24 protein-coding genes are annotated in these 24,503 nt (G+C 63.2%); 17 read left to right on the forward strand and 7 right to left on the reverse strand.

From position 1 onward, the window contains the following. Window positions 1–110: 110 nt before the first annotated feature. The 12 genes from HU825_RS07575 (at window position 111) to trpC (ending at window position 13,023) form a co-directional block, all read left to right on the forward strand. Window positions 111–1,220, forward strand: a complete 1,110-nt coding sequence (locus HU825_RS07575; protein ID WP_043298908.1) for an ABC transporter ATP-binding protein — start codon at window positions 111–113, stop codon at window positions 1,218–1,220. A gap of 44 nt (window positions 1,221–1,264) precedes the next feature. Next, window positions 1,265–2,296 carry an ABC transporter substrate-binding protein gene (locus tag HU825_RS07580; protein ID WP_431978454.1) on the forward strand — a complete coding sequence of 344 codons (1,032 nt, stop codon included), beginning with the start codon at window positions 1,265–1,267 and terminating at the stop codon, window positions 2,294–2,296. 63 nt (window positions 2,297–2,359) lie between these two features. Beyond that, on the forward strand, window positions 2,360–3,613 hold the full coding sequence (locus HU825_RS07585; protein WP_234303237.1) for an ABC transporter permease: 1,254 nt from the start codon (window positions 2,360–2,362) through the stop codon (window positions 3,611–3,613). Between the two features lie 63 nt (window positions 3,614–3,676). Further along, window positions 3,677–4,504 carry an ABC transporter permease gene (locus HU825_RS07590; RefSeq protein ID WP_011911951.1) on the forward strand — a complete coding sequence of 276 codons (828 nt, stop codon included), beginning with the start codon at window positions 3,677–3,679 and terminating at the stop codon, window positions 4,502–4,504. Between the two features lie 18 nt (window positions 4,505–4,522). Beyond that, window positions 4,523–5,983, forward strand: coding sequence for an NADP-dependent succinate-semialdehyde dehydrogenase (gene gabD / locus HU825_RS07595; RefSeq protein WP_284692209.1), 1,461 nt, complete (start codon window positions 4,523–4,525; stop codon window positions 5,981–5,983). Between the two features lie 157 nt (window positions 5,984–6,140). Then, window positions 6,141–7,421: a 4-aminobutyrate--2-oxoglutarate transaminase gene (gabT, locus tag HU825_RS07600; RefSeq protein ID WP_138300973.1), complete on the forward strand. Its 1,281-nt coding sequence runs from the start codon at window positions 6,141–6,143 to the stop codon at window positions 7,419–7,421. Between the two features lie 104 nt (window positions 7,422–7,525). Further along, a complete protein-coding gene (rpe, locus tag HU825_RS07605; RefSeq protein WP_234303239.1) occupies window positions 7,526–8,200 on the forward strand; it encodes a ribulose-phosphate 3-epimerase in 675 nt (224 codons plus the stop codon). Continuing rightward, window positions 8,197–8,898, forward strand: a complete 702-nt coding sequence (locus tag HU825_RS07610) for a phosphoglycolate phosphatase (RefSeq protein ID WP_234303240.1) — start codon at window positions 8,197–8,199, stop codon at window positions 8,896–8,898. The genes rpe and HU825_RS07610 overlap by 4 nt, the downstream gene beginning before the upstream one ends. Window positions 8,899–9,078: 180 nt before the next feature. Continuing rightward, entirely contained in the window at window positions 9,079–10,563 is a 1,485-nt protein-coding gene (trpE, locus tag HU825_RS07615; protein ID WP_156716191.1) for an anthranilate synthase component I, read from the forward strand. A 2-nt stretch (window positions 10,564–10,565) separates the two neighbouring features. Continuing rightward, entirely contained in the window at window positions 10,566–11,159 is a 594-nt protein-coding gene (locus HU825_RS07620; RefSeq protein ID WP_054094478.1) for an aminodeoxychorismate/anthranilate synthase component II, read from the forward strand. Then, window positions 11,159–12,205 carry an anthranilate phosphoribosyltransferase gene (gene trpD / locus HU825_RS07625; RefSeq protein WP_054094479.1) on the forward strand — a complete coding sequence of 349 codons (1,047 nt, stop codon included), beginning with the start codon at window positions 11,159–11,161 and terminating at the stop codon, window positions 12,203–12,205. The genes HU825_RS07620 and trpD overlap by 1 nt, the downstream gene beginning before the upstream one ends. Further along, on the forward strand, window positions 12,202–13,023 hold the full coding sequence (gene trpC, locus HU825_RS07630; protein WP_234303241.1) for an indole-3-glycerol phosphate synthase TrpC: 822 nt from the start codon (window positions 12,202–12,204) through the stop codon (window positions 13,021–13,023). The genes trpD and trpC overlap by 4 nt, the downstream gene beginning before the upstream one ends. 72 nt (window positions 13,024–13,095) lie before the next feature. Here the strand turns inward: trpC and crp are convergent, their stop codons facing one another. After that, window positions 13,096–13,740 carry a cAMP-activated global transcriptional regulator CRP gene (gene crp / locus HU825_RS07635; RefSeq protein WP_008568240.1) on the reverse strand — a complete coding sequence of 215 codons (645 nt, stop codon included), beginning with the start codon at window positions 13,738–13,740 and terminating at the stop codon, window positions 13,096–13,098. A gap of 219 nt (window positions 13,741–13,959) precedes the next feature. Between crp and HU825_RS07640 the strand changes: the two genes are divergently transcribed. Beyond that, a complete protein-coding gene (locus HU825_RS07640) occupies window positions 13,960–14,382 on the forward strand; it encodes an OsmC family protein (RefSeq protein WP_234303242.1) in 423 nt (140 codons plus the stop codon). Window positions 14,383–14,472: 90 nt separating this feature from the next. On the opposite strand, the gene coq7 is transcribed toward HU825_RS07640, so the two are convergent. Both coq7 and HU825_RS07650 read right to left on the reverse strand, forming a co-directional pair. Then, the gene (gene coq7, locus HU825_RS07645; RefSeq protein ID WP_043298923.1) at window positions 14,473–15,120 is read right to left on the reverse strand and encodes a 2-polyprenyl-3-methyl-6-methoxy-1,4-benzoquinone monooxygenase; all 648 of its coding nucleotides are present in this window, start codon (window positions 15,118–15,120) and stop codon (window positions 14,473–14,475) included. A 55-nt stretch (window positions 15,121–15,175) separates the two neighbouring features. Beyond that, entirely contained in the window at window positions 15,176–15,517 is a 342-nt protein-coding gene (locus HU825_RS07650) for a histidine triad nucleotide-binding protein (RefSeq protein ID WP_008568236.1), read from the reverse strand. 80 nt (window positions 15,518–15,597) lie between these two features. Between HU825_RS07650 and HU825_RS07655 the strand changes: the two genes are divergently transcribed. Then, window positions 15,598–17,064 (forward strand): AAA family ATPase, encoded by a 1,467-nt coding sequence (locus HU825_RS07655; RefSeq protein WP_077682653.1) that lies wholly within the window; start codon window positions 15,598–15,600, stop codon window positions 17,062–17,064. Window positions 17,065–17,073: 9 nt separating this feature from the next. Here HU825_RS07655 and HU825_RS07660 read toward each other — a convergent pair whose 3' ends face one another. Both HU825_RS07660 and hemJ read right to left on the reverse strand, forming a co-directional pair. Continuing rightward, window positions 17,074–18,003, reverse strand: a complete 930-nt coding sequence (locus HU825_RS07660) for a DUF805 domain-containing protein (RefSeq protein WP_043298927.1) — start codon at window positions 18,001–18,003, stop codon at window positions 17,074–17,076. A gap of 69 nt (window positions 18,004–18,072) precedes the next feature. After that, on the reverse strand, window positions 18,073–18,501 hold the full coding sequence (gene hemJ, locus HU825_RS07665; RefSeq protein ID WP_043298928.1) for a protoporphyrinogen oxidase HemJ: 429 nt from the start codon (window positions 18,499–18,501) through the stop codon (window positions 18,073–18,075). 132 nt (window positions 18,502–18,633) lie between these two features. On the opposite strand from hemJ, the gene argC reads away from it, so the two are divergent. Both argC and erpA read left to right on the forward strand, forming a co-directional pair. Further along, entirely contained in the window at window positions 18,634–19,668 is a 1,035-nt protein-coding gene (argC, locus tag HU825_RS07670; protein WP_234303243.1) for an N-acetyl-gamma-glutamyl-phosphate reductase, read from the forward strand. Between the two features lie 111 nt (window positions 19,669–19,779). Further along, window positions 19,780–20,130, forward strand: a complete 351-nt coding sequence (erpA, locus tag HU825_RS07675) for an iron-sulfur cluster insertion protein ErpA (RefSeq protein ID WP_234303244.1) — start codon at window positions 19,780–19,782, stop codon at window positions 20,128–20,130. Window positions 20,131–20,192: 62 nt separating this feature from the next. Here erpA and HU825_RS07680 read toward each other — a convergent pair whose 3' ends face one another. Both HU825_RS07680 and HU825_RS07685 read right to left on the reverse strand, forming a co-directional pair. After that, on the reverse strand, window positions 20,193–21,281 hold the full coding sequence (locus HU825_RS07680; RefSeq protein ID WP_138300977.1) for an anhydro-N-acetylmuramic acid kinase: 1,089 nt from the start codon (window positions 21,279–21,281) through the stop codon (window positions 20,193–20,195). Window positions 21,282–21,283: 2 nt separating this feature from the next. Further along, entirely contained in the window at window positions 21,284–22,663 is a 1,380-nt protein-coding gene (locus HU825_RS07685; RefSeq protein WP_193749399.1) for a peptidoglycan DD-metalloendopeptidase family protein, read from the reverse strand. A gap of 174 nt (window positions 22,664–22,837) precedes the next feature. Here HU825_RS07685 and tyrS point away from each other — a divergent pair, with 174 nt between their 5' ends. Further along, window positions 22,838–24,037, forward strand: a complete 1,200-nt coding sequence (gene tyrS / locus HU825_RS07690; protein WP_234303245.1) for a tyrosine--tRNA ligase — start codon at window positions 22,838–22,840, stop codon at window positions 24,035–24,037. The last annotated feature ends 466 nt before the right edge of the window (window positions 24,038–24,503 follow it).

The raw sequence follows: 24,503 nt of genomic DNA on the forward strand, positions 1-24,503 counted from the left end.
ACGCGACTCTCCCCAACGCCTAGGCCAATCGCTCCGCTGCGCCGATTTTGCCGTGCCCGTCGCCCTTCTACGCTGTGGCCACGGTTCAACGGTTAGGCAGGTGCAGCAGCATGGTCGAGTCAACGGCGAACGATATCCTGGTGAGCTTTCGCGGCGTCCAGAAGAGCTATGACGGCGAGTCGCTGATTGTCCGGGATCTCAACCTGGACATCCGCCGCGGCGAATTCCTCACCCTGCTCGGGCCGTCCGGCTCGGGCAAGACCACCAGCCTGATGATGCTGGCCGGCTTCGAGACGCCCACCGCCGGAGAAATCCTCCTCGACGGCCGGGCGATCAACAACGTGCCGCCGCACAAGCGCGACATGGGCATGGTGTTTCAGAACTACGCGCTGTTCCCGCACATGACCGTGTCGGAAAACCTGGCGTTCCCCCTCAGCGTGCGCGGCATGGCCAAGCCGGACATCAAGGAGCGGGTCAAGCGGGCGCTGGCGATGGTGCAGCTGGAGGGCTTCCGCAACCGCTACCCGGCGCAGCTCTCCGGCGGCCAGCAGCAGCGCGTGGCGCTGGCGCGGGCGCTGGTGTTCGAGCCGCAACTGGTGCTGATGGACGAACCCCTGGGCGCGCTGGACAAGCAACTGCGCGAGCAGATGCAGATGGAGATCAAGCACCTGCACCAGCGCCTCGGCGTCACCGTGGTGTACGTCACCCACGATCAGGGTGAGGCGCTGACCATGTCCGATCGCGTCGCGGTGTTCCATCAGGGACAGATCCAGCAGATCGAAGACCCGTGCACGCTCTACGAAAAGCCGCTGAACACCTTCGTCGCCAACTTCCTTGGCGAGAACAATCGGCTGCCGGCGCACCTGCTGGAACAACGCGGCGACAGCTGCACGGTCAAGCTGGAGCGCGGCGAAACCGTCCAGGCGCTGGCGGTCAACGTCGGCGCCACGGGCAGTCCGGTCAACCTGTCGATTCGCCCGGAGCGCGTGCTGCTCAACGGCGCCAGCGCCAGTTGTCCGAACCGCTTCACCGGTCGTGTTGCCGAGTTCATATACCTCGGCGACCACATCCGCATCCGCCTGGAGGTCTGCGGGGTCAGCGACTTCTTCGTCAAGCAGCCAATTGCCGAGTTCGACCATGCCCTGCGCGTGGGCGATGTGGTGCCGATCGGCTGGCATGTCGAGCACGTCCGTGCGCTGGACCCGCTGCAGGCGGCCTGAGGCATTACAAGAACCCTAACAACCGCATCATGGAGCGAACTGGTATGAGCAACTACCTGAAACTGTCCGCGCTGGCGCTCGGACTCGTCTGTGCCGGCCAGGCCGCCGCCGATAGCCTGACCGCGGTGAGCTTCGGCGGTGCCAACAAGCAGGCGCAGACCAAGGCCTTCTACGAGCCCTGGGAAGCGGCCGGCAACGGTCGCCTGATCGCCGGTGAGTACAACGGCGAGATGGCCAAGGTCAAGGCGATGGTCGACACCAACAGCGTGTCGTGGAACCTGGTCGAGGTGGAATCGCCGGAGCTGGCGCGCGGTTGCGACGAGGGGCTGTTCGAGGAGCTCGACCCGGGCATCGTCGGCAATCCGGACGACTTCGTCGAAGGCGCGATCCAGCCCTGCGGCGTTGGTTTCTTCGTCTGGTCGACGGTGCTGGCCTACAACGCCGACAAGCTGAAGAGCGCGCCGTCCGGCTGGGCGGATTTCTGGGATACCGAGAAATTTCCCGGCAAGCGCGGCCTGCGCAAGGGCGCCAAGTACACCCTCGAATTCGCGCTGATGGCCGACGGCGTGCCGGCCAAGGAGGTCTACAAGGTGCTGGCCACCAAGGACGGCCAGAACCGTGCCTTCAGGAAGCTCGATCAGCTCAAGCCGCATATCCAGTGGTGGGAAGCCGGCGCACAGCCGCCGCAGTTTCTCGCCTCCGGCGACGTGGTGATGAGCAGCGCCTACAACGGCCGCATCGCTGCCGTGCAGAACGAGAGCAACCTGCAGATCGTCTGGAACGGCGGCATCTACGACTTCGATTCCTGGGCCATCCCCAAGGGCGCCAAGAGTCAGGAGCAGGCACGCAAGTTCATCGCCTTCACCGTCGAGCCGCAGCAGCAGAAGGCCTATGCCGAGCACATCGCCTACGGTCCGGCGAACACCCAGGCCGTGTCGTTGCTGGATGAAAAACGCCTGGCGCAGATGCCCACCGCGCCGCAGAACATCGCCGATCAGGTGGCGATGGACGTGACCTTCTGGGCCGACTACGGCGAACAGCTCGAACAGCGTTTCAACGCCTGGGCAGCACGCTGACCCCGGAGCCCCGCCGCACTGGCGGGGCCGGTCCCAGCCATCGGAACGAATCGCGGAGTCATCATGGCCACAGCTATATCCCTGCCGGCGAACCAGATCGCCGAGCCCAATCTGAAGCAGCGGCTGGCGCGCGCCGAACGGGTGAACAAGCTCAAGTCGCAGGCACTGATCGTGCCGCTGCTGCTGTTCGTGCTGCTGACCTTCCTGGTACCCATCGCCTCGCTGCTCTGGCGCAGCGTCGAGAATCCGGAGGTGGTGAACACGCTGCCTCGCACACTGGCGGCGCTGGCCGAATGGGATGGCCGTGGGCTGCCGGCGGAGCCGGCCTATCAGGCGCTGGCCGAGGACCTCTATCAGGCGCGTCGCGAGCAAACCCTGGGCGATCTGTCCAAGCGGCTGAACATGGAGCTGGCCGGCTACCGCAGCTTGCTGACCAAGACTGCGCGAGCGCTGCCGTTTCGCGAGGCGCCCGCGTCGTATCAGGAGGCGCTGGAGTCGCTCGACGAGCGCTGGGGCGATCCGGCGTTCTGGCAGGTGATCCAGCGTAACGACAGCGCGGTGACCGGCTACTACCTGCTGGCAGCGCTCGATCACCGCATCGACGAGCTGGGCGAGCTGGCCAAGGTCTCGCCGGATCAGGCGGTGTACCTGGACATCTTCGCCCGCACGTTCTGGATGGGTCTGGTGATCACGGTGATCTGCCTGCTGCTGGCCTATCCGCTGGCCTATCTGCTGGCCAACCTGCCGGCGCGGCAGAGCAACCTGCTGATGATCCTGGTGCTGCTGCCGTTCTGGACCTCGATCCTGGTGCGCGTGGCGGCGTGGATCGTGCTGCTGCAGTCGGGCGGGCTGATCAACGGTGCGCTGCTCAAGATGGGCCTGATCGACGAGCCGCTGCAGCTGGTGTTCAACCGCACCGGTGTGTACATCGCCATGGTGCACATTCTGCTGCCGTTCATGATCCTGCCGATCTACAGCGTGATGAAGAACATCTCGCCGAGCTACATGCGTGCGGCGGTCTCGCTGGGCTGTCATCCGTTCGCCAGCTTCTGGCGGGTGTACTTCCCGCAGACGCTGGCCGGGGTCGGCGCCGGCAGCCTGCTGGTGTTCATCATCGCCATCGGCTACTACATCACCCCGGCGCTGCTCGGCAGCCCGAACGACCAGATGGTCAGCTACTTCGTCGCCTTCTACACCAACACCACTATCAACTGGGGCATGGCCACGGCGTTGGGCGGGCTGCTGCTGCTCGCCACGCTGTTGCTGTACGTGATTTACAGCTGGCTGGTCGGCGCCAGCCGCCTGCGGCTGGGTTGAGATGAGACACGTCGCGGCGCGGCCGCCTTTTCAGAGTCTTCATGCCGGGCAGGAGAACCGTTCATGCTGAGCCCCTACATGTCGCCCGTCGAACGGGCCTGGTACTACGCGCTGCGCATCCTCTGCGCGCTGGTGCTGCTGTTCCTGATCGTGCCGGTGCTGGTCATCGTGCCGCTGTCGTTCAACTCCGGCTCGTTCCTGGTCTATCCGCTGCAGGGGTTCTCGTTGCGCTGGTACGAGGCGCTGTTCACCTCGGCGGACTGGATGCGCTCGCTGAAGAACAGTCTGCTCATCGCCCCGGCTGCGACCTTGCTCGCCGTGGTCCTTGGCACGCTGGCGGCGGTCGGCCTGACCCGCGCGGAGTTCCGCGGCAAGGCGCTGCTGATGACGGTGCTGATCTCGCCGATGGTGGTGCCGGTGGTGATCATCGGTGTCGCCAGCTACCTGTTCTTCGCCCCGCTGGGCATGGGCAACAGCTACCTGTCGCTGATCCTGGTGCACGCGGTGCTCGGCGTGCCCTTCGTGATCATCACGGTGTCGGCGACGCTGCAAGGCTTCAACTACAACCTGGTGCGCGCCGCGGCCAGCCTTGGCGCCTCGCCGCTGACCGCGTTCTTCCGAGTGACCCTGCCGCTGATCGCGCCGGGGGTGATTTCCGGCGCGCTGTTCGCCTTCGCCACCTCGTTCGATGAAGTGGTGGTGACGCTGTTCCTCGCCGGCCCCGAGCAGATCACCCTGCCACGGCAGATGTTCAGCGGCATCCGCGAGAACCTCAGCCCGACCATCGCCGCCGCGGCGACGTTGCTGATCGGCTTCTCCATCGCTCTGCTGCTGACCCTGGAGTGGCTGCGAGGCCGCGCCGAGAAGCTGCGCACCCAACAACCTGCCTGACGGAATACGCACATGACTCTGCAACTTGGGCAACCCGATCTGTTGCGCCAAACGGCCTATCTCAACGGTGAATGGTGCGAGGCCGACAGTGGCGCGCGCACCGAGATCTTCAACCCGGCCACCGGCGAGCTGATCGGCGCCGTGCCGAACATGGGCCGCGGTGAAACCCGCCGCTCCATCGAAGCCGCGCAGGCAGCCCAGCCGGCCTGGCGCGCGCTGACTGCGAAGGAGCGTGCCGCGCGCCTGCGGCGCTGGTACGAACTGATGCTGGAGAATCAGGAAGACCTGGCGCGGATCATGACCGCCGAACAGGGCAAGCCGCTGGCCGAGGCACGCGGCGAAGTGGCCTACGCCGCATCCTTCCTCGAATGGTTCGCCGAGGAAGGCAAGCGCCTGTACGGCGACGTGATCCCTGCCCACGCGGGCGACAAGCGCATCCTGGTGCAGAAGGAGCCGGTCGGTGTCACCGCGGCGATCACGCCGTGGAATTTCCCCAGCGCGATGATCACCCGCAAGGCCGGCCCGGCGCTCGCCGCGGGCTGTGCCATGGTGCTCAAGCCGGCACCGCAGACACCATTCTCGGCGCTGGCACTGGCCGCACTGGCCGAGCGTGCGGGCATCCCGGCGGGGCTGTTCAGCGTGATCACCGCCGATGCCGCCACGTCCCGCGACGTGGGCGCCGAACTCTGTGAAAACCCGGTGGTGCGCAAGCTCTCGTTCACCGGCTCGACGGCGGTGGGCATCAAGCTGATGCAGCAGTGCGCGCCGACGCTCAAGAAGCTCTCGCTGGAGCTGGGCGGCAACGCACCCTTTATCGTCTTCGATGATGCCGACCTGGACGCGGCGGTCGAGGGCGCGATGATCTCCAAGTACCGCAACGCCGGGCAGACCTGCGTATGTGCCAACCGCATCTACGTGCAGGACGGCATCTACGACGCCTTCGTCGACAAATTCTCCGCGGCGGTCGCGCGGCTGAAGGTCGGCAACGGAGCGGAGGAGGGCGTGACCACCGGTCCGCTGATCGACGCCGCAGCCGTGGCCAAGGTGCAGCGCCATCTGCAGGACGCGCTGGACAAGGGCGCCACCCTGCTGGCCGGTGGCAAACCCCATGCCTTGGGTGGCAACTTCTTCGAGCCGACGCTGGTGGGCGGCGTCACTGCCGAGATGGCCGTGGCGCGCGAGGAAACCTTCGGCCCGCTGGCGCCGCTGTTCCGCTTCCGCGATGAAGCCGAGGTGATCCGCCAGGCCAACGACACCGAATTCGGCCTTGCCGCCTATTTCTACGCCCGCGACCTGAGCCGCGTGTTCCGCGTCGCCGAGGCGCTGGAGTACGGCATGGTGGGCATCAACACCGGGGTGATCTCCACCGAGGTGGCGCCGTTCGGCGGGATGAAGGCATCGGGCCTCGGCCGTGAAGGCTCGAAGTACGGCCTGGATGAATACGTGGAAATCAAATACCTGTGCCTGGGCGGCATCTGACCAAACGGCTCAAATCAGGCGTGCAAAATAATGCACGGAGTTTTACTGTAATCCGAACGCTCTGGATGGTGCGGCAGTCGATCATCGTATGCTGCCGCGCCCGCTTCCTGGCGTTCTTTCCGACCCGTGCCGACGATGAGCGGCTACCGAGGAGCTTATGAGCAAGACCAACGAATCCCTGATGCAACGCCGTGTCGCCGCTGTTCCCCGTGGCGTCGGCCAGATCCACCCGATCTTTGCCGACCACGCGAAGAACAGCAGCGTGGTGGATGTGGAGGGCCGCGAGTTCATCGATTTCGCCGGCGGCATCGCCGTGCTGAATACCGGCCACCTGCACCCGAAGATCGTCAAGGCGGTGGAAGACCAACTGCACAAGCTCACCCACACCTGCTTCCAGGTGCTGGCCTACGAGCCGTACGTCGAGCTGTGCGAGAAGATCAACGCGCGGGTGCCGGGTGATTTCGCCAAGAAGACCCTGCTGGTCACCACCGGCTCCGAGGCCGTGGAAAACGCGGTGAAGATCGCCCGCGCCGCCACCGGCCGTGCCGGTGTGATTGCCTTCACCGGCGCCTATCACGGCCGCACCATGATGACCCTCGGCCTGACCGGCAAGGTCGCCCCGTACTCCGCCGGCATGGGCCTGATGCCGGGCGGGATCTTCCGTGCGCTGTACCCCTGCGCGATCCATGGCGTCAGCGTCGATGACTCGATCGCGAGCATCGAGCGCATCTTCAAGAACGATGCCGAGCCGCGCGACATCGCCGCGATCATCGTCGAACCGGTGCAGGGCGAGGGCGGCTTCAATGTCGCGCCGAAGGATTTCATGGCCCGCCTGCGCGCGCTGTGCGACGAGCACGGCATCCTGCTGATCGCCGACGAGGTGCAGACCGGCGCCGGGCGCACCGGCACCTTCTTCGCCATGGAGCAGATGGGCGTGGTCGCCGACCTGACCACCTTCGCCAAGTCGATCGCCGGCGGCTTCCCGCTGGCCGGGGTATGCGGCAAGGCCGAAATCATGGATGCCATCGCGCCCGGCGGGCTGGGCGGCACCTACGCCGGCAACCCGCTGTCCTGCGCGGCGGCGCTGGCGGTGCTGGAGGTCTTCGAGGAGGAGCATCTGCTCGACCGCTGCAAGGCCGTGGCGGAGCGGCTGACCACCGGCCTCAAGGCGATCCAGGCCAAGCACAAGGAGATCGGCGAGGTGCGCGGTTTGGGCGCGATGATCGCCATCGAGCTGTTCGAGGATGGCGACCTGGCGCGCCCGGCGGCGGCGCTGACTTCGCAGATCGTCGCGCGGGCGCGGGACAAGGGGCTGATCCTGCTGTCCTGCGGTACCTACTACAACGTGCTGCGCGTGCTGGTGCCGCTGACTGCCGAGGACGAGCTGCTCGACCGTGGCCTGGCGATCATCGGCGAGTGCTTCGACGAACTGACCTGACCGTGCGGCGGCGCGCCGGCATCCGCCAACGGATGTCAGGCGCGCCGCAATCCTGACCCCTCGGGTACAATGCGCGGCATCTTGCCGTGCAACCCGAGGTCGTCATGCAGTCGTTCGCCATCGCCCCTTCGATTCTTTCCGCCAATTTCGCCCGCCTGGGTGAGGAAGTGGACAACGTGCTGGCCGCCGGCGCCGACATCGTCCATTTCGATGTGATGGACAACCACTACGTACCCAACCTGACCATCGGCCCGATGGTCTGCTCAGCGCTGCGCAAGCATGGCGTGACCGCGCCCATCGACGTGCATCTTATGGTCAAGCCGGTGGATCGCATGATCGGCGACTTCCTCGAGGCCGGCGCCACTTACATCACCTTCCATCCAGAGGCTTCCGAGCACATCGACCGTTCGCTGCAGCTGATCAAGGATGGCGGCGCGAAGGCCGGTCTGGTGTTCAATCCGGCCACGCCGCTGGATGTTCTCAAGTACGTCATGGACAAGATCGACATGGTCCTGCTGATGAGCGTCAACCCTGGCTTCGGCGGGCAGAAGTTCATTCCCGGCACGCTGGACAAGCTGCGCGAGGCGCGCGCCCTGATCGATGCCAGCGGCCGCGAGATTCGCCTGGAGATCGACGGCGGTGTGAATCCGAAGAACATCCGCGAAATCGCTGCGGCGGGCGCCGATACGTTCGTCGCCGGCTCGGCGATCTTCAATCAGCCGGACTACAAGGCGGTGATCGACCAGATGCGCGCCGAGCTGGCGCTTGCCCGGCCATGACTCGCCTGGAGCAACTGCTCGACGGCCGGCTGCCGCGGCTGGTGATGTTCGACCTGGACGGCACCCTGATGGACTCGGTGCCGGATCTGGCCGCGGCGGTGGACAGCATGCTCGCCCAGCTCGGCCGCGCTCCGGCTGGCATTGAGCGCGTGCGCGACTGGGTCGGCAACGGCTCGCGCGTGCTGGTGCGTCGTGCGCTGGCCGGCAGTTATGAGCATGCCGGCATCGACGAAGACGAAACCGACGCGGCGCTGGCGCTGTTCATGCAGGCTTACGCCGGCAGCCACGCGCTGACCAGCGTTTACCCGGGCGTGCGCGAATGTCTGGACTGGCTCGCCGCGCGGGACGTGGCGCTGGCGGTGATCACCAACAAGCCGGCCCAGTTCGTCGCGCCGCTGCTGGAAGAGAAGGGCCTGGGCGGCTACTTCGGCTGGCTGGTCGGTGGCGATACGCTGCCGCAGCAGAAGCCCGATCCGGCAGCGCTGTTCTGGGTGATGGAGAAGGCGGGCGCAACGCCGGCCGAGTCGCTGTTCGTCGGCGATTCGCGCAACGACGTACGTGCCGCCGATGCCGCCGGCGTGCGCTGCGTCGGGCTGACCTACGGCTACAACCACGGCCGGCCGATTGCCGAGGAGCGCCCCGCGCTGGTGCTGGATGACCTGCGCCTGCTGGTTGCTTCGGTTTCCGGGCTGCGCTAGTGTGGCCCGATTCCCGCTAACCCCGCCGAAGAGATCAGATCGTGGTGGTTACCCGCAAACAGTGGATGAAGGTCATCAAGGCCCTGGCCCGTTGGCGCTGGCGCGCCTGATCAGTCCCGACCGGCTTCGCGCCGGTGCGTTTGCGAACCTCTCTGTACGCCCCTCAACCACGAGGCTGATATGACCCGCGAAGAATTCCTGCGCCTGGCCGCCGAAGGCCACAACCGCATTCCGCTCTCGTTCGAGACGCTGGCCGATTTCGATACCCCGCTGTCGCTGTACCTCAAGCTCGCCGACGCGCCCAACTCCTACCTGCTCGAGTCGGTGCAGGGCGGGGAAAAGTGGGGGCGCTATTCGATCATCGGTCTGCCCTGTCGTACCGTGCTGCGCGTGCATGATCACCATGTTCGCGTGACGGTCGAAGGCACCGAGACGGAAGCGCTGGACGTCGAGGACCCGCTGGCCTTCGTCGAATCCTTCCAGCAGCGCTACCGCGTGGCGCCAGTCGCCGGCCTGCCGCGTTTCAACGGCGGTCTGGTCGGCTATTTCGGTTACGACAGCGTGCGCTACGTCGAGCGCAAGCTGGCGCAGTGCCCGCATTCCGATCCGCTGGGTACGCCGGACATCCTGCTGATGGTTTCCGACGCGGTGGTGGTGTTCGACAATCTGGCCGGAAAGCTGCACTGCATCGTGCTGGTCGATCCGGCCGTCGACGGCGCCTATGAGCAAGGGCTGGCGCATCTGGCGAAGCTGCGCGAGAAACTGCGTCAGCCGATCGCGCCGCGCCTCGGGCTGGATTTCGAGGCGTCCGCCGGACGGGAGCCGAGCTTCCGCTCGAGCTTCAGCCGCGGAGATTTCGAGCAGGCCGTGCGCCGCATCAAGGACTACATCCTTGCCGGCGACTGCATGCAGGTGGTCATCTCGCAGCGCATGTCGATCCCGTTCAAGGCGGCGCCGATCGATCTGTATCGCGCGCTGCGCTGCTTCAACCCGACGCCGTACATGTATTTCTTCAACTTCGGCGACTTTCATGTGGTCGGTTCCTCGCCCGAGGTATTGGTGCGGGTCGAGGACGGCCTGGTCACCGTGCGACCGATTGCCGGCACCCGCCCGCGCGGTGCCAGCGAGGAAGCCGATCTGGCGCTCGAGCAGGACCTGCTGTCGGATAGCAAAGAGTTGGCCGAGCACCTGATGCTGATCGATCTGGGACGCAACGATGTCGGCCGGGTGGCCGAGACCGGTTCGGTGAAGGTCACCGAGAAGATGGTCATCGAGCGTTATTCCAACGTCATGCACATCGTGTCCAACGTCACCGGCCAGCTCAAGGCGCGCCTGTCGGCGATGGATGCACTGCGCGCGATCCTGCCCGCGGGCACGCTGTCCGGGGCGCCGAAGATCCGTGCGATGGAGATCATCGACGAACTGGAACCGGTCAAGCGCGGTGTCTATGGCGGCGCCGTCGGCTATCTCGCCTGGAACGGCAACATGGATACGGCGATCGCCATCCGCACCGCGGTGATCAAGGACGGCGAGCTGCATGTGCAGGCCGGTGCCGGCATCGTCGCCGATTCGCAACCGGCGCTGGAGTGGGAAGAGACGCTGAACAAGCGCCGCGCCATGTTCCGCGCGGTGGCCCTCGCCGAACGCGACCAGCAGGAGAACTGATCATGCTGCTGATGCTGGATAACTACGATTCCTTTACCTACAACGTCGTGCAGTATCTCGGCGAGCTGGGCGCGGACGTCAAGGTGGTGCGCAACGACGAGTTGAGCGTGGCCGAAATCGAGGCGCTGCAGCCCGAGCGCATCGTGGTCTCCCCCGGTCCCTGCACGCCGAACGAAGCCGGTGTGTCGTTGGAGCTGATCCGCCATTTCGCCGGCAAGCTGCCGATTCTCGGTGTCTGCCTCGGCCACCAGAGCATCGGCCAGGCGTTCGGTGGCGACGTGGTGCGCGCGCGCCAGGCCATGCACGGCAAGACCAGCCCGGTGTTCCATCGCGATCAGGGCGTGTTTGCCGGGCTGAACAATCCGCTCACGGTCACCCGCTATCACTCGCTGGTGGTCAAGCGCGAGACACTGCCCGAGTGCCTGGAAATCAGCGCCTGGACCCAGCTGGAAGACGGCTCGGTCGACGAGATCATGGGCCTGCGGCACAAGACGCTGAATATCGAAGGGGTGCAGTTCCATCCCGAATCGATCCTGACCGAACAGGGGCACGAGCTGTTCGCCAACTTTCTGAAGCAGACCGGAGGCGTGCGCTGATGGATATCAAGGAAGCCCTCAACCGCATCGCCGGGCAGCTCGACCTCTCCACCGAGGAAATGAAGGCGGTGATGCGCCAGATCATGACCGGCCAGTGCACCGACGCGCAGATCGGTGCCTTCCTGATGGGCATGCGCATGAAGAGCGAGACCATCGACGAGATCGTCGGCGCCGTGCAGGTCATGCGCGAGCTGGCCGAGCCGGTGAGGTTCGAGGTCGACCGGCTGGTCGACACCTGCGGTACCGGTGGCGACGGCATGAACATCTTCAACGTCTCCACGGCCGCCGCCTTCGTCGTCGCCGCGGCTGGCGGCAAGGTGGCCAAGCATGGCAATCGCGCGGTGTCGGGCAAGAGCGGCAGCGCCGATCTGCTGGAAGCGGCTGGCGTCTACCTCGACCTCACCCCCGAGCAGGTGGCGCGCAGCGTCGATACTGTGGGTGTCGGTTTCATGTTCGCGCCCGCCCATCACGGTGCGATGAAGTTCGCCGCCGGGCCGCGACGTGAACTGGGGCTGCGCACGCTGTTCAACATCCTTGGGCCGATGGCCAATCCGGCCGGCGTCCGTCATCAGGTTCTCGGTGTGTTCAGCAAGGCGCTGTGCCGGCCGATGGCCGAGGTGTTGCAGCGTCTGGGCAGTAAGCATGTGCTGGTGGTGCATGCGCAGGATGGCCTGGACGAGATCAGCCTGGCCGCGCCGACCCACATCGCCGAGCTGAAGGATGGCGAAATCCGCGAGTACGCCGTGCAGCCGGAGGACTTCGGCATCAAGAGCCAGAGTCTGATCGGTCTGAATGTCGAAGATGCGCAGGGCTCGCTGGCGCTGATCCGCGATGCGCTCGGGCGGCGCAAGACCGAGAACGGGCAGAAGGCCGCCGACATGATCGTGCTCAACGCCGGTGCAGCGCTGTACGCCGCCGATCAGGCCTGGACCCTGAAGCAGGGTGTCGAGCTGGCCCACGATGCGCTGAGCACCGGCATCGCCCGGGACAAGTTCGAAGAGCTGGTGTCCTTCACCGCCGTATTCAAGCAGGAGAACCAGAAATGAGCGTGCCGACCGTGCTGGAGAAAATCATCGCGCGCAAGTACGAGGAAGTCGCCGAGCGACGTTCGCGGACCAGTCTGGACGAACTCGAGCGCCTGGCTGCGGCGGCTGACCTGGTACGCGGTTTCGCCGCGGCCGTGCAGCGGCGGGTCAAGGCCAAGGAAGCGGCGGTGATCGCGGAGGTGAAGAAGGCATCGCCGAGCAAGGGCGTACTGCGCGAAAACTTCGACCCCGCCGAAATCGCGCGCAGCTACGAAGCGGGCGGCGCTGCCTGCCTGTCGGTACTGACCGACGTGGATTTCTTTCAGGGCGCCGATGCCTATCTGCAGCAGGCACGCGCGGCCTGCAGCCTGCCGGTGATCCGCAAGGACTTCATGGTCGATCCCTACCAGGTGGTCGAGGCCCGCGCGCTTGGCGCCGACTGCATCCTGCTGATCGTCGCCGCGCTGGAGGATGCGCGCATGGCCGAGCTGGCTGCCGTGGCCGCGCAGCATGGACTGGATGTGCTGGTGGAAGTGCACGACGGCGATGAACTCGAGCGTGCGCTGAAACTGGAAACGCCGCTGCTGGGGATCAACAATCGCAACCTGCACACGTTCGAGGTCAGCCTCGAGACGACGCTGGATCTGCTCCCACGCGTGCCACAGGACCGTGTGGTAGTGACCGAGAGCGGCATCCTCAACCGCGCCGACGTCGAGCTGATGGAGATCAATCAGGTCTACGCGTTTCTGGTGGGCGAGGCGTTCATGCGTGCCGAGCAGCCGGGCGCCGAGCTACAACGGTTGTTCTTCCCCGGTCGCCGCGCCCGGATCGCGGAGTGATGCGCCGCTGAAAAATAAAGGCCGGGGCATCGGTGATGCCTCGGCCTTCGTTCTTCAGGTGCCGCTGCAGGTTCAGCGTGTTCCGAAAACCACCATCGTCTTGCCTTTGACGTAGACCAGCCCCTGCGATTCGAGGCTTTTCAGCACGCGGCCGACCATCTCGCGCGAGCAACCGACGATGCGGCCGATTTCCTGGCGGGTGATCTTGATCTGCATGCCGTCGGGATGGGTCATCGCGTCGGGCTGCTTGCACAGATCTAGCAGCGTGCGGGCGACGCGGCCGGTAACGTCGAGAAATGCCAGGTCGCCGACCTTGCGGGTGGTGTTGCGCAGGCGATCGGCCATCTGGCTGCCCAGCGCGTAGAGAATTTCGGGGTCCTGCTGCGTCAGTTCGCGGAACTTGGCGTAGCTGAGTTCGGCGACTTCGCACTCGGTCTTGGCGCGGACCCAGGCGCTGCGTTCTTTCTCGCTGCCTTCCTTTTCGAACAGACCCATCTCGCCGAAGAAGTCGCCGGCGTTGAGGTAGGCAATGATCATCTCGCGGCCGTCATCGTCCTCGATCAGAATGGTCACCGAACCCTTGACGATAAAGAAAAGCGATTCGCAGCGATCACCGGCGTAAATGATGGTGCTTTTGGCGGTATATCGACGTCGGTGACAGTGGGCCAGCAGTTTGTCGATGTTCTTGATCTTTGGCGTAAGTGTGATAGCTACCATGCTCTAGGTCCCGGAAAATACTTGGAATGAGGCTGGTTCTTGTTATGTGTGACGAACAGTCGTTGATAAGCAGAGGCCAGCTTATCAGACGAAATTTAACCAACCGAAGTTGCGACAGAGTTACGCAGTCGGTCAACGCGCCTTTGGTCGGGGGTGCAGTCCTCAGCACTCGAACCGTGCATGTTAAGCTATCTGGCAATTTTTTCTGGGAGTTAGTGAATGAAAGCGCGCATTCAATGGGCGGGCGAGGCCATGTTTCTCGGCGAATCCGGCAGCGGCCACGTGGTCGTGATGGACGGCCCACCGGAGAGCGGCGGACGCAACCTCGGAGTGCGTCCGATGGAGATGCTGCTGCTGGGATTGGGCGGCTGCAGCAACTTCGATGTCGTCAGCATTCTGCGGAAGTCGCGGCAGGCGGTGGAAAGCTGCGAGGCCTTTCTCGAGGCCGAGCGCGCAACTGAAGATCCCAAGGTATTCACCAAGATTCATCTGCATTTCGTGGTCAAGGGCCGCGGCCTGAAAGAGGCGCAGGTCAAGCGGGCGGTCGAACTTTCCGCGGAGAAGTACTGCTCGGCATCAATCATGCTGGGCCGGGCGGGCGTCGAGATCAGCCATGACTATGAGGTCGTCGAACTGGGCTGAGTCTCCCCGCGTATACGCCGAGTCGAGAGACTTGGTTAAATAAGAAAAGGACGCTCCAGGCGTCCTTTTCTGTTTGCGGAATCCGGCGGGCTAGATGCGGTAGGTGGTCTTCGTCATCACCTTGGCCATCATGCTCATGCCGAACTTGATCGGTGCGGGAAAGCGCAGGCCGCCGGCGGCAATCGCGTTGGTGGAGTGCTCGGCTTCGTCGACGCGCATCTGCTCGAGGATGGCGCGGGATTTCTCGTCTTCGGCCGGAAGCTGTTCGAGATGATCGTCCAAGTGTTTGCATACCTGGTCTTCAGTGGCGGCGACGAAGCCGAGGCTGATCCGGTCGCTGATCAGCCCGGCCGAGGCACCTATGCCGAAGGAGAGGCCATAGAACAGCGGATTGAGCACGCTGGTGTGGCTGCCCAGTTGACGAATGCGTTGCTCGCACCAGGCCAGATGGTCGATTTCCTCGTCGGCCGCGCGTTCCATCGCCGCGCGCACCTGCGGCAATCGCGCGGTGAGCGCCTGCCCTTGGTACAGCGCCTGTGCGCACACCTCTCCGGTATGGTTGATGCGCATCAGCCCGGCGACGTGGCGCGAGTCGCGTTCGTCCAGTTCGGCGTCCGGCTTGACCACGGCGGGGGACGGCCGGCCGGGTTGGCCGCTGAAGGGCAGCAGTGTGCGCAGCGCGGCGTCGGCCTGCATCAGCAGGCGATCGGCGGGGGAGTAGTGGCGATGGGTTGTCATGATGCCTCCGGATTGAAACGACGCGCGGATGGATTTGGTGAGCGCAGGGCGCCAATCAGCCCGGCGGCCAGTGCATCTGGCGCTGTCCCAGCACGTGCATGTGAATGTGATAGACCGTCTGTCCGCCCAGGTCGTTGCAGTTCATCACCACACGAAACCCCTCGGCACAACCACGTTGCTCGGCCAGGCGTTGGGCGGTGAACAGAATGTGGCCGGCCAGGGCTTTGTCATCCTTCTCGCTGAGGTCATGCAGGGTCGGAATGTGCTTCTTCGGGATGACCAGGAAATGCACCGGCGCCTGCGGAGCAATATCTTCGAATGCTATGACTTGGTCGTCTTCATAGAGCTTGCGTGCCGGGATATCCCCAGCCACGATCTTGCAGAACAGGCAATCCATGGCATTCCTCCAGGCGTTGAGCGGTTGGACAGTGTAACAGGCCGCTTCGAGGCTGATGAATCCCACCATAAGGAGATGGGGTGAAGAACGATATTCATGATCTGGGGCTGGTGCTCGACTCACGCGTTCGGCTGATCGTGATCGAGTCGTGGGACGAGCTGCGCGTGCTGGAAACGCTAACGGGCCTAGCCGTGCGGCGGAGCCTGAGTCTTTACGTGTGGTCGGTAACCGAGGGGGTTCGCCGTCTCGGTTTTGGCGGCGAACCGCAGGGCGAAGACAGCAACGCGCCGGAAACCGCGCTCCGACTGGTCAAGCATGATCCCCAGCCGAATCTGTACGTGTTCTGCGATCTGCACCCCTTTCTCGACGAGCCGCGTGTGGTGCGCCTGCTCAAGGAGATTGCGATGGGGGCGACACCAACGCTGGTGCTGGTGTCGCATGCGTTGAAGCTGCCGGCGGAGCTGCAGCGCTTGGCCGCTCGCTTCAGCCTCACATTGCCGAGCGAGGAAGAATTGCTGGCGATCGTCCGCGAGGAAGCCGCGCGCTGGAGCGAGCGAAATCGCGGTGCGCGGGTACGCACCGACAACCGGACCCTGCAGCAGGTGGTGAAGAATCTGCGTGGCATGAGCCATGCGGAGGCGCGCAGCCTGGCGCGCAATCTGATCTGTGACGATGGCGCCATCACCCAGGAAGATCTGCCGGAACTCAATCGCGGCAAGTTCCAGTTGCTCGACCTGGATGGTGTGCTGAGCTTCGAGCGCGAGACGGCGCGCTTCGCCGAGGTGGGTGGCCTGCGGCATTTCCGCCGCTGGCTGGGCGAGCGCCAGAGCGCGTTCCTCGCCGGCGCGGCGGCGGATATGCCGCGCGGGGTGATGCTCGTGGGCGTGCAGGGCGGCGGCAAGAGCCTGGCGGCGAAAGCGGTGGCCGGACTCTGGGGGTTGCCGTTGCTGCGTCTGGACTTCGCCTGCCTGTACAACAAGTACTTCGGCGAGACCGAACGCAACCTGCGCGAGGCGCTGCGTCTGGCTGAGCAGATGGCGCCCTGCGTGCTGTGGATGGATGAAATCGAGAAGGGCCTGGCGACCGGCGAGATGGACGGTGGCGTCAGTCAGCGAGTGTTAGGCACGCTGCTGACCTGGATGGCTGAGCGCGCGGCACCGGTATTCATGGTCGCAACCGCCAATGCGATCGATCGATTGCCGCCGGAGCTGCTGCGCAAGGGGCGCTTCGACGAGCTGTTCTTCGTCGATCTGCCGGATCGCGAGACGCGCGCGGATATCTTCCGTATCCACCTGACGCGCCGCGAGCTGGCCGAGGCGGATTTCGATCTGAACGTACTGGCCGATGCCAGCGCGGGCTTTTCCGGTGCCGAGATCGAGCAGGTGGTGGTCAGCGCCGTGTATGCTGCGCAGGCGCGGCAACGGGCGGTCGACCTGCCGCTGCTGGTGGAGAGCATCCAGGCCACGTCACCGCTCTCGGTGGTAATGGCCGAGGATCTGGCGGCGCTGCGCGCCTGGGCGGACGGTCGCGCCGTACAGGCTGACTGAGCCGGCGCGTCAGCCGGCGCGGTGCAGATACTGCGTGGCGGCAGGCACGGTGATCGCGACCAATACACCGCCGATCACCAGCAGCAGCCACAGCGCCGCCAGCACCTTTACCGCCAGGCTGTTGGCTGGCTGCGGCGGGCCGTAGCGATTCGGCCCGCGCTTGCCGGGAATAACGATCATCAGTAGCGGCACGAAGACACCTATCACCGGCACCAGATTGAGCAGCAAAAGCCAGCCGGACACGCCGATGTCGTGCAGTCGCTGGACCCCGACCTGCACGTTGATCACCAGGGCGGCGATCGCCAGCAATGCCATGACAAATACCCCGGCAGGTTTCGAGATCGCTGCCACGATGCCGGCGATGCCGAAAAGACCGGCGACGGCCATCATTATTACCAGGGACCAAGCCAGGTAGCGCAGCCGGCCGATGCGGCCCTGCACGGAGAACACGCGCAGCTCGCCGTGGCTCGCCAGTGGCATCTCGAGCGTTGCCTGCGGCGGGGCGTACGGCGATTGGCTGCCTGCGATGGCGGGTGGCGAAAGCTCCTTTGCCTGCTGCGCCTGCCGGGAAAGAAATTTCGCGATGACGATTCCGCACGCCGAGCATTGTTCGTGCTGCGGTTGCGTATGCCCGCACTTGGGGCAGTTCATCTGCGCCTGATCTGCGGTGGGATTGTCGGTCAGTTCCTGCAGTTGAAGCTGGAGCTGCTCAGGCTCCTTGTGCGCGTGGGCGCCGGCGCGATGGAGTGCGGCCAGATAACGGTCGGCCTCGTCGCTGCGCAGCTGGCGCTTGAGTGCGACTTCGCTCGCGCCGAAAAGCCGTTCGATTCGCGCGCGGTCGGTCTTGAAAAGCTGCGCCAGATTGTTTTTCACGGCGTCGGCGCTGGCGCCGGGTATCAGCTCACCGCGGAAGAGGATCTTGTAATGGGCTTCGTTCATGTGGCATCCGTGTCACTGGAAAACAGATCTCGCCTTCGGCGAGGCCTACGCATCGCCAACCGTGGCGCGTTAGAAGGGCTTTATCACCGCCAGGATGACGATCGCCAGCAGGAACAGCACCGGCACTTCGTTGAACCAGCGGTAGAACACATGCCCGCGAACATTCTCATCGCGGGCGAAACGCTTGAGCTGGGCGCCGCACATGTGGTGGTAACCGATCAGCAAGAGGACCAGGGCGAGCTTCACATGCAGCCAGCCACCGCCGGTGAACAGCGTTGGATTGAGCGCCGCCATCGCGATGCCGAACGCCAGCGTCGCCACCATCGAGGGCAGCATGATGCCGCGGTAGAGCTTGCGTTCCATGATCTTGAAGCGTTCGCGGCTGGGCGCGTCGTCGCTCATGGCGTGGTAGACGAACAGGCGTGGGAGGTAGAAAAGGCCGGCGAACCAGCACACGATGGAAATGAGGTGGAAGGCTTTGAGCCAGAGATAGAGCATTCGCGGGCGTCTCCGAATTCCGATGGGAGCCGATAGTATTGATTGTTGGACGATCCGTCACCCTGATGGTTGGCCGGCAATCAAAGCAGCTTTATCATCCTTTACTTTTATGGCGTTCATTGCGAGGCAGACATGATCAAGGTCGGTATCGTCGGCGGCACGGGCTACACCGGGGTGGAATTGCTGCGCCTGCTGGCCCAGCACCCGCAGGCCGAGGTGGTGGTGATCACCTCGCGCTCGGAAGACGGCGTCAAGGTTACCGACCTGTATCCCAATCTGCGCGGCCACTACGACGGCCTCGCATTCAGCGTGCCGGATGTGGCCAAGCTGGGCGCCTGCGATGTGGTCTTCTTCGCGACACCGCACGGCGTGGCGCATGCCCTGGCTGGGGAGCTGCTCGAAGCCGGAACACGGGTAATCGACCTGTCGGCCGATTTTCGCCTGCAAGATGCCGAAGAGTGGTCCAGATGGTACGGCCAGCCGCATGGCGCAGCGCATCTGCTGGGCGAAGCAGTCTATGGCCTGCCTGAGGTCAATCGCGAGCAGATTCGCGGCGCGCGGCTGATCGCCGTGCCGGGTTGTTATCCCACTGCCACTCAGCTCGGCTTTCTACCGCTCTTGGAGAATAGTCTGGTCGACAACGGTCGGCTGATTGCCGATTGCAAGTCCGGCGTCAGCGGTGCGGGGCGTGCGGCGAAGATTAGCTCACTGTTCACCGAGGCCGGCGAAAGCATGATGGCCTATGCAGTCAAGGGGCATCGACATCTGCCGGAAATTAGTCAGGGGCTGCGCCGCGCGGCGGGCGGCGAGGTGGGGCTGACTTTCGTTCCCCATCTGACTCCGATGATTCGCGGCATTCATGCCACGCTCTATGCAAGCTTGATCGATACCTCGGTAGACGTGCAGGCACTGTATGAAAAGCGCTACGCCGACGAGCCCTTCGTCGATGTAATGCCGGCGGGCAGCCATCCGGAGACACGCAGCGTGCGTGGTGCGAACATGTGCCGTATCGCGGTGCATCGCCCGCAGGGTGGTGATCTGGTGGTGGTACTTTCGGTTATCGATAATCTGGTGAAGGGCGCATCGGGTCAGGCGATCCAGAACATGAACATCGTTTTCGGTATGGATGAGCGTCTAGGGCTGAACAACGTCGCCTTGCTGCCTTGAGTCCGAAAAACCGAGCTGCTTTCCTTGATCGACCAATAGTTGACCAATTTGGTAGGGTAAGCGGATAATGCTTCGCCATAGCAGTAGGCGTTCTAGCGCCGGGAGAACTCAATGAGTGTCGAATCCTTCACACCCACCGCGATCCAGTTCAGCCAGGCTGCCGCGAGCAAGGTGAAGACCTTGGTCGAAGAAGAGGGCAACCCGCGGCTAAAGCTGCGCGTATTCGTCACGGGGGGTGGTTGCTCGGGCTTTCAGTATGGTTTCACGTTCGATGAGGACGTGGCGGACGACGACACGATCATCGAGCGCGAAGGGGTCAGTCTGGTCGTGGACCCGATGAGCTATCAGTATCTGGCCGGAGCGGAAGTCGATTACCAAGAGGGGCTCGAAGGGTCTCGCTTCGTGATCACCAACCCGAATGCCACGACGACTTGTGGCTGCGGTCAATCGTTTTCCATCTGAGATAACTGTGCTTGCGATAACGCCGCGCTTTGCGCGGCGTTATCGTTTATGGACGCTGCTGCTTAGGCCGGATAGATCGCGCCGAGAATTCGCGGGCCTCTTGCGCCGGTCACGCTGGGGCGGTTGGCCGGAATGTTTTCCAGGCAGCAGTGCGCCAGCCACGCGAAAGCCGTGGCTTCCACCCAGTCGGGGGCGATGCCGAACGCTTCGGTGCTGCAGACGTGACGATTGGGCTGCAGAGCCTGTAGTCGCCGCATCAGCGCGGTGTTGTGGGCGCCGCCGCCGCAAACGAGCAGCTCCTGAGTATCGGGCTGCCCGCGCTCCAGTGCCTCGCTGATGCTGCGCGCCGTCAGTTCCAGCAGCGTCGCCTGAACATCCTCCGCCAGCAACGTTCTGCCGGACAGGTGCTGTTCCAGCCAAGGCAGGTTAAACAGTTCACGACCGGTACTTTTCGGGCCTTGTCGAGAAAAAAACTCGTCATCCAGCATTGCCCGCAACAGGCTGGCGTCGAGGTTACCGCTTGCTGCCCAGGCGCCGTCTCGGTCGAATGGCTGGCCACGCTGCACCTGGATCCAGGTATCCAGCAAGACATTGCCCGGCCCGCAATCGAAGCCGCGAACGGGCTGGCCCGGACTGAGCAGACTGAGATTGCTGAAGCCGCCGACGTTGAGAACCGCCCGCACCCTGTCGTCCGCCTGGAACGCTGCTTCGTGAAATGCCGGCACTAATGGGGCGCCTTGTCCGCCAGCCGCGACATCACGACGACGAAAGTCGCCGACAACGGTGATGCCGCTGAGCTCGGCGAGCAGGGCCGGATTGCCGATTTGAATGCTGAAGCCTCGCTGCGGCTCGTGGCGCACGGTTTGTCCGTGGCTACCAATCGCGCGGATTGCCGCCGGCTTGAGTTGGGTTTGCTCGAGCAGTTCACGGATGACCGACGCGGTTAGCGTCACCCACTGCTGCTCGATCAGCGCCGCGCGAGCCAGCTCATCGGGTCCGGAAGAGCAGAGCGCCAGAATCTCATGGCGTAGATCATCGGGTAACGGGCGAAAGCGGCTGGCCAGAAGTCTGGTCTGATTGGTCTGCTCGACGAGAACGACGTCCAGTCCGTCCAGACTGGTGCCGGACATGACGCCGAGATACAGTGCCATGCTTATTGCTTGTTGAGTGCCAGCATGGTTGCGCGCTCGTCATCCATGCGAGCCATGAGCGGCTGACTGAGCGCCATGAAACGCTGCTTCTCGTTCTTTGCAATCGGATCGGCCATCGGCAACTTCAGCCCTAGCGGGTCGACATGCGCGCCGTCTACTTGGAACTCGTAATGCAGGTGAGGTCCGGTAGACAGTCCGGTCGTTCCGATATAGCCGATGATCTGACCCTGCTTGACCGTGGAGCCGTTCTTCACACCTTTGGCAAAACCTTGCATATGCGCATAAAGCGTCCGATAACGCTGCCCGTGCTGGATGATTACGGTATTGCCGTAACCGCCCTTGCGCCCGGCGAGCAGCACTTTGCCGTCGCCTGCACTCTTGATCGGCGTGCCATGCGGAGCGGCATAGTCGACGCCTTTATGCGCACGAATCTTGTTCAGAATCGGATGCTTGCGACCGTTTGAGAAGCGAGAGCTGATGCGGGCGAAGTCTACCGGGGTGCGAATGAACGCCTTACGCATGCTGTTGCCGTCGGCGTTGTAATAGCTGGTCGTGCCGTTCTTGCTGGTGTAGCGCACGGCAGTGTAGGTCTTGCCGCGGTTGATGAACCGTGCAGCCAGAATGTTCCCCGTGCCAACGCGCTTGCCATCGACGATTTTCTCTTCGTAGATCAGATCGAAGGAATCACCCTTGTGGATGTCCAGCGCGAAGTCGATGTCATAACCGAATACGTTTGCCAAATCCATCGTCAGGTTGTGGCTCAGGCCAGCCTGGCGTGCAGCAACGAACAGGCTGCTGTTGATCTCACCGTGAGCGTATACGGCTTTTAGCTCCGGCTTGATCTCTTCTTTCTTAAACGTATAGCCGCTGTCTGTTCTTTCGAGGTGCAGGGTCTCGAGCGCGCTAATCCTGCTCTGCAGACTGGCGAGCTCACCCTGCTCGGTCAGCTGGAACTCGAATACCTGTCCTACCTTCAATCGGCTCAGCTGTTTAGCGTCTTTGCTGCTGGCCAGCACGCTGTGGACGGTATTAGATGGAAGGCCGGCTTTGGCGAAGAGCGTGGAAAGGGTGTCGCCGTTGGTCGCCACCAGCTTCTTGCTGCGCGGGTCCTCTTGCGGGGGCGCCAGTTGCTCAGCTACTTCGTTGGAGCTCTGTTCGATGGAGGCAAAAGGCGAATCGGATTCGGGGGCGGTGACGTCGTCGGAGACTTCCGGTACCACTGCCTGCTCGGCAGCATAATCCAGGCGAAGATCAATCAGGCTTTTCTTTGCTTCTACTTCGCGAGAAGGAAAGACAAGCAGTGCCAGGCTGAGCAGCGCGGCTACACCGCTGGCCGCCAACAGGTGGCTCTTCGGGTAGAGGGGGGCTTTTTGATTAGTCATCAGGTGTCTGGCATGTTTTTGCACAGGAAATAACTGTCTAAAATATAAGCAAAGCCTGCGTGAGGCAACCCTTGAATGCTCCCCGCTCGTCGAGCGGTGACGTGTTTCGCGCTTGTATTTTTCACATGATCTTGTAAGGCTTGCGCCCCTTAATTTCTGGATGCGGAGCCTGTCATGAGGTCAGTTGAGGAGCAGTTGACGGTCATCAAGCGGGGCGCTGACGAAGTGCTCGTCGAGTCAGAGCTGGTCGCCAAGCTGCAGCGCGGGCAGCCCCTGCGCGTCAAGGCGGGATTCGATCCGACTGCTCCTGATCTGCATCTGGGGCACACCGTGCTGATCAACAAGATGCGCCAGTTGCAGGACTTGGGGCACCAGGTGATTTTCCTCATCGGCGACTTCACTGGAATGATCGGCGACCCGAGCGGCAAGAGTGCGACAAGGCCGCCTCTGACCCGTGAGCAGGTGTTGGAGAACGCCGAGACTTACAAGGCGCAGGTATTCAAGATTCTGGATCCGGCAAAGACTGAGGTTGCCTTCAATTCGTTCTGGATGGATCAGCTGAAGCCGTCGGACATGATTAGGCTTGCCTCGCAATACACGGTGGCCCGCATGCTGGAGCGCGATGATTTCAGCAAGCGCTACGCCGCGAATCAGCCCATAGCCATTCATGAGTTCCTTTATCCGCTCGTTCAGGGCTACGACTCCGTCGCCTTGAGGGCCGATATCGAGCTAGGTGGGACCGATCAGAAGTTCAATCTGCTTATGGGGCGCGAGTTGCAGCGAGCCTATGGGCAGGAATCCCAATGCGTGGTCACGATGCCCTTGCTTGAGGGGCTGGATGGCATCAAGAAGATGTCCAAGTCGCTCGGTAACTACGTCGGAATTCAGGAGCCGCCGGGAGTGATGTACAGCAAGTTGGTATCGATTCCTGACGCGCTGATGTGGCGTTATTTCGAATTGCTGAGTTTTCGTACCGTTGAGGAAATTGGTGCATTTCGCGCCGATGTCGCGCGCGGGGCGAATCCGCGGGATATCAAGATCAAACTCGCGGAGGAGATCGTGGCGCGCTTCCATGGCGAGGATGCGGCGGCGACGGCTCATCGTTCAGCGGGTAATAGAATGAAAGAGGGTGAGCTGCCCGAAGATATTCCAGAGATCGAGTTGACTTTTGATCAGGATGTGCCGATCGCGTCTGTGCTTAATAAGGCGGGGCTGGTGAAGAATGCGGCGGTCGCGCGCGACCTTTTGGGGGCGGGCGGGGTGCGAGTTGATGGTCAGGTTGTGGACCGGAGCTTCCTGTTTCGTGCTGGCGCTACCCATGTCTGTCAGGCAGGTAAGAAGGCTTTCGCGCGTATTTCGGTGAAATTGGAATAAGGCCTTGACGCACACTTTCAGCCCCCTATAATGCGCACCACTTCTGGCGCGGTCCTCTGCTAAAAGTTCTTGTAAATCAACAAGTTGCTTTGAGATTAAGGGTTGCGTTGGTGGCGGATTCGAGTAGAATGCGCCGGGCTGGCAGGGTGGTGGTTGAGTCCTGTTGGTGGCTTCGGTCGGATTGATCGGAATCGGTGAAAGAGGTGGTTGACAGCGGTTTTGAACGCTGTATGATTCGCCTCCCGCTGACGAGAGATGAAGATTGATCGGAGCGGCAAGCGGTTGAGTAGAAAAGAGATTTTCGAAAAACAGCTTGACAGCGAGAAAGGCTGCTGTAAAATGCGCGGCCTCGGTTGAGACGAAAGGCTTGATCGAAACGCTCTTTAACAACTGAATCAAGCAATTCGTGTGGGTGCTTGTGAATGTAAGACTGATAGTCGCATGATTATCAGCATCACAAAGCAAC

The organism is Pseudomonas phenolilytica (assembly GCF_021432765.1).
GTDB classification, from domain to species: domain Bacteria; phylum Pseudomonadota; class Gammaproteobacteria; order Pseudomonadales; family Pseudomonadaceae; genus Stutzerimonas; species Stutzerimonas phenolilytica.

Coding starts and splice junctions, on each gene's coding strand:
- HU825_RS07575 (WP_043298908.1), top strand. CDS start 111: ATGGTCGAGTCAACGGCGAACGATATCCTGGTGAGCTTTCGCGGCGTC.
- HU825_RS07580 (WP_431978454.1), top strand. CDS start 1,265: ATGAGCAACTACCTGAAACTGTCCGCGCTGGCGCTCGGACTCGTCTGT.
- HU825_RS07585 (WP_234303237.1), top strand. CDS start 2,360: ATGGCCACAGCTATATCCCTGCCGGCGAACCAGATCGCCGAGCCCAAT.
- HU825_RS07590 (WP_011911951.1), top strand. CDS start 3,677: ATGCTGAGCCCCTACATGTCGCCCGTCGAACGGGCCTGGTACTACGCG.
- gabT (WP_138300973.1), top strand. CDS start 6,141: ATGAGCAAGACCAACGAATCCCTGATGCAACGCCGTGTCGCCGCTGTT.
- rpe (WP_234303239.1), top strand. CDS start 7,526: ATGCAGTCGTTCGCCATCGCCCCTTCGATTCTTTCCGCCAATTTCGCC.
- HU825_RS07610 (WP_234303240.1), top strand. CDS start 8,197: ATGACTCGCCTGGAGCAACTGCTCGACGGCCGGCTGCCGCGGCTGGTG.
- trpE (WP_156716191.1), top strand. CDS start 9,079: ATGACCCGCGAAGAATTCCTGCGCCTGGCCGCCGAAGGCCACAACCGC.
- HU825_RS07620 (WP_054094478.1), top strand. CDS start 10,566: ATGCTGCTGATGCTGGATAACTACGATTCCTTTACCTACAACGTCGTG.
- trpD (WP_054094479.1), top strand. CDS start 11,159: ATGGATATCAAGGAAGCCCTCAACCGCATCGCCGGGCAGCTCGACCTC.
- trpC (WP_234303241.1), top strand. CDS start 12,202: ATGAGCGTGCCGACCGTGCTGGAGAAAATCATCGCGCGCAAGTACGAG.
- crp (WP_008568240.1), bottom strand. CDS start 13,740: ATGGTAGCTATCACACTTACGCCAAAGATCAAGAACATCGACAAACTG.
- HU825_RS07640 (WP_234303242.1), top strand. CDS start 13,960: ATGAAAGCGCGCATTCAATGGGCGGGCGAGGCCATGTTTCTCGGCGAA.
- coq7 (WP_043298923.1), bottom strand. CDS start 15,120: ATGACAACCCATCGCCACTACTCCCCCGCCGATCGCCTGCTGATGCAG.
- HU825_RS07650 (WP_008568236.1), bottom strand. CDS start 15,517: ATGGATTGCCTGTTCTGCAAGATCGTGGCTGGGGATATCCCGGCACGC.
- HU825_RS07660 (WP_043298927.1), bottom strand. CDS start 18,003: ATGAACGAAGCCCATTACAAGATCCTCTTCCGCGGTGAGCTGATACCC.
- hemJ (WP_043298928.1), bottom strand. CDS start 18,501: ATGCTCTATCTCTGGCTCAAAGCCTTCCACCTCATTTCCATCGTGTGC.
- argC (WP_234303243.1), top strand. CDS start 18,634: ATGATCAAGGTCGGTATCGTCGGCGGCACGGGCTACACCGGGGTGGAA.
- erpA (WP_234303244.1), top strand. CDS start 19,780: ATGAGTGTCGAATCCTTCACACCCACCGCGATCCAGTTCAGCCAGGCT.
- HU825_RS07680 (WP_138300977.1), bottom strand. CDS start 21,281: ATGGCACTGTATCTCGGCGTCATGTCCGGCACCAGTCTGGACGGACTG.
- HU825_RS07685 (WP_193749399.1), bottom strand. CDS start 22,663: ATGACTAATCAAAAAGCCCCCCTCTACCCGAAGAGCCACCTGTTGGCG.
- tyrS (WP_234303245.1), top strand. CDS start 22,838: ATGAGGTCAGTTGAGGAGCAGTTGACGGTCATCAAGCGGGGCGCTGAC.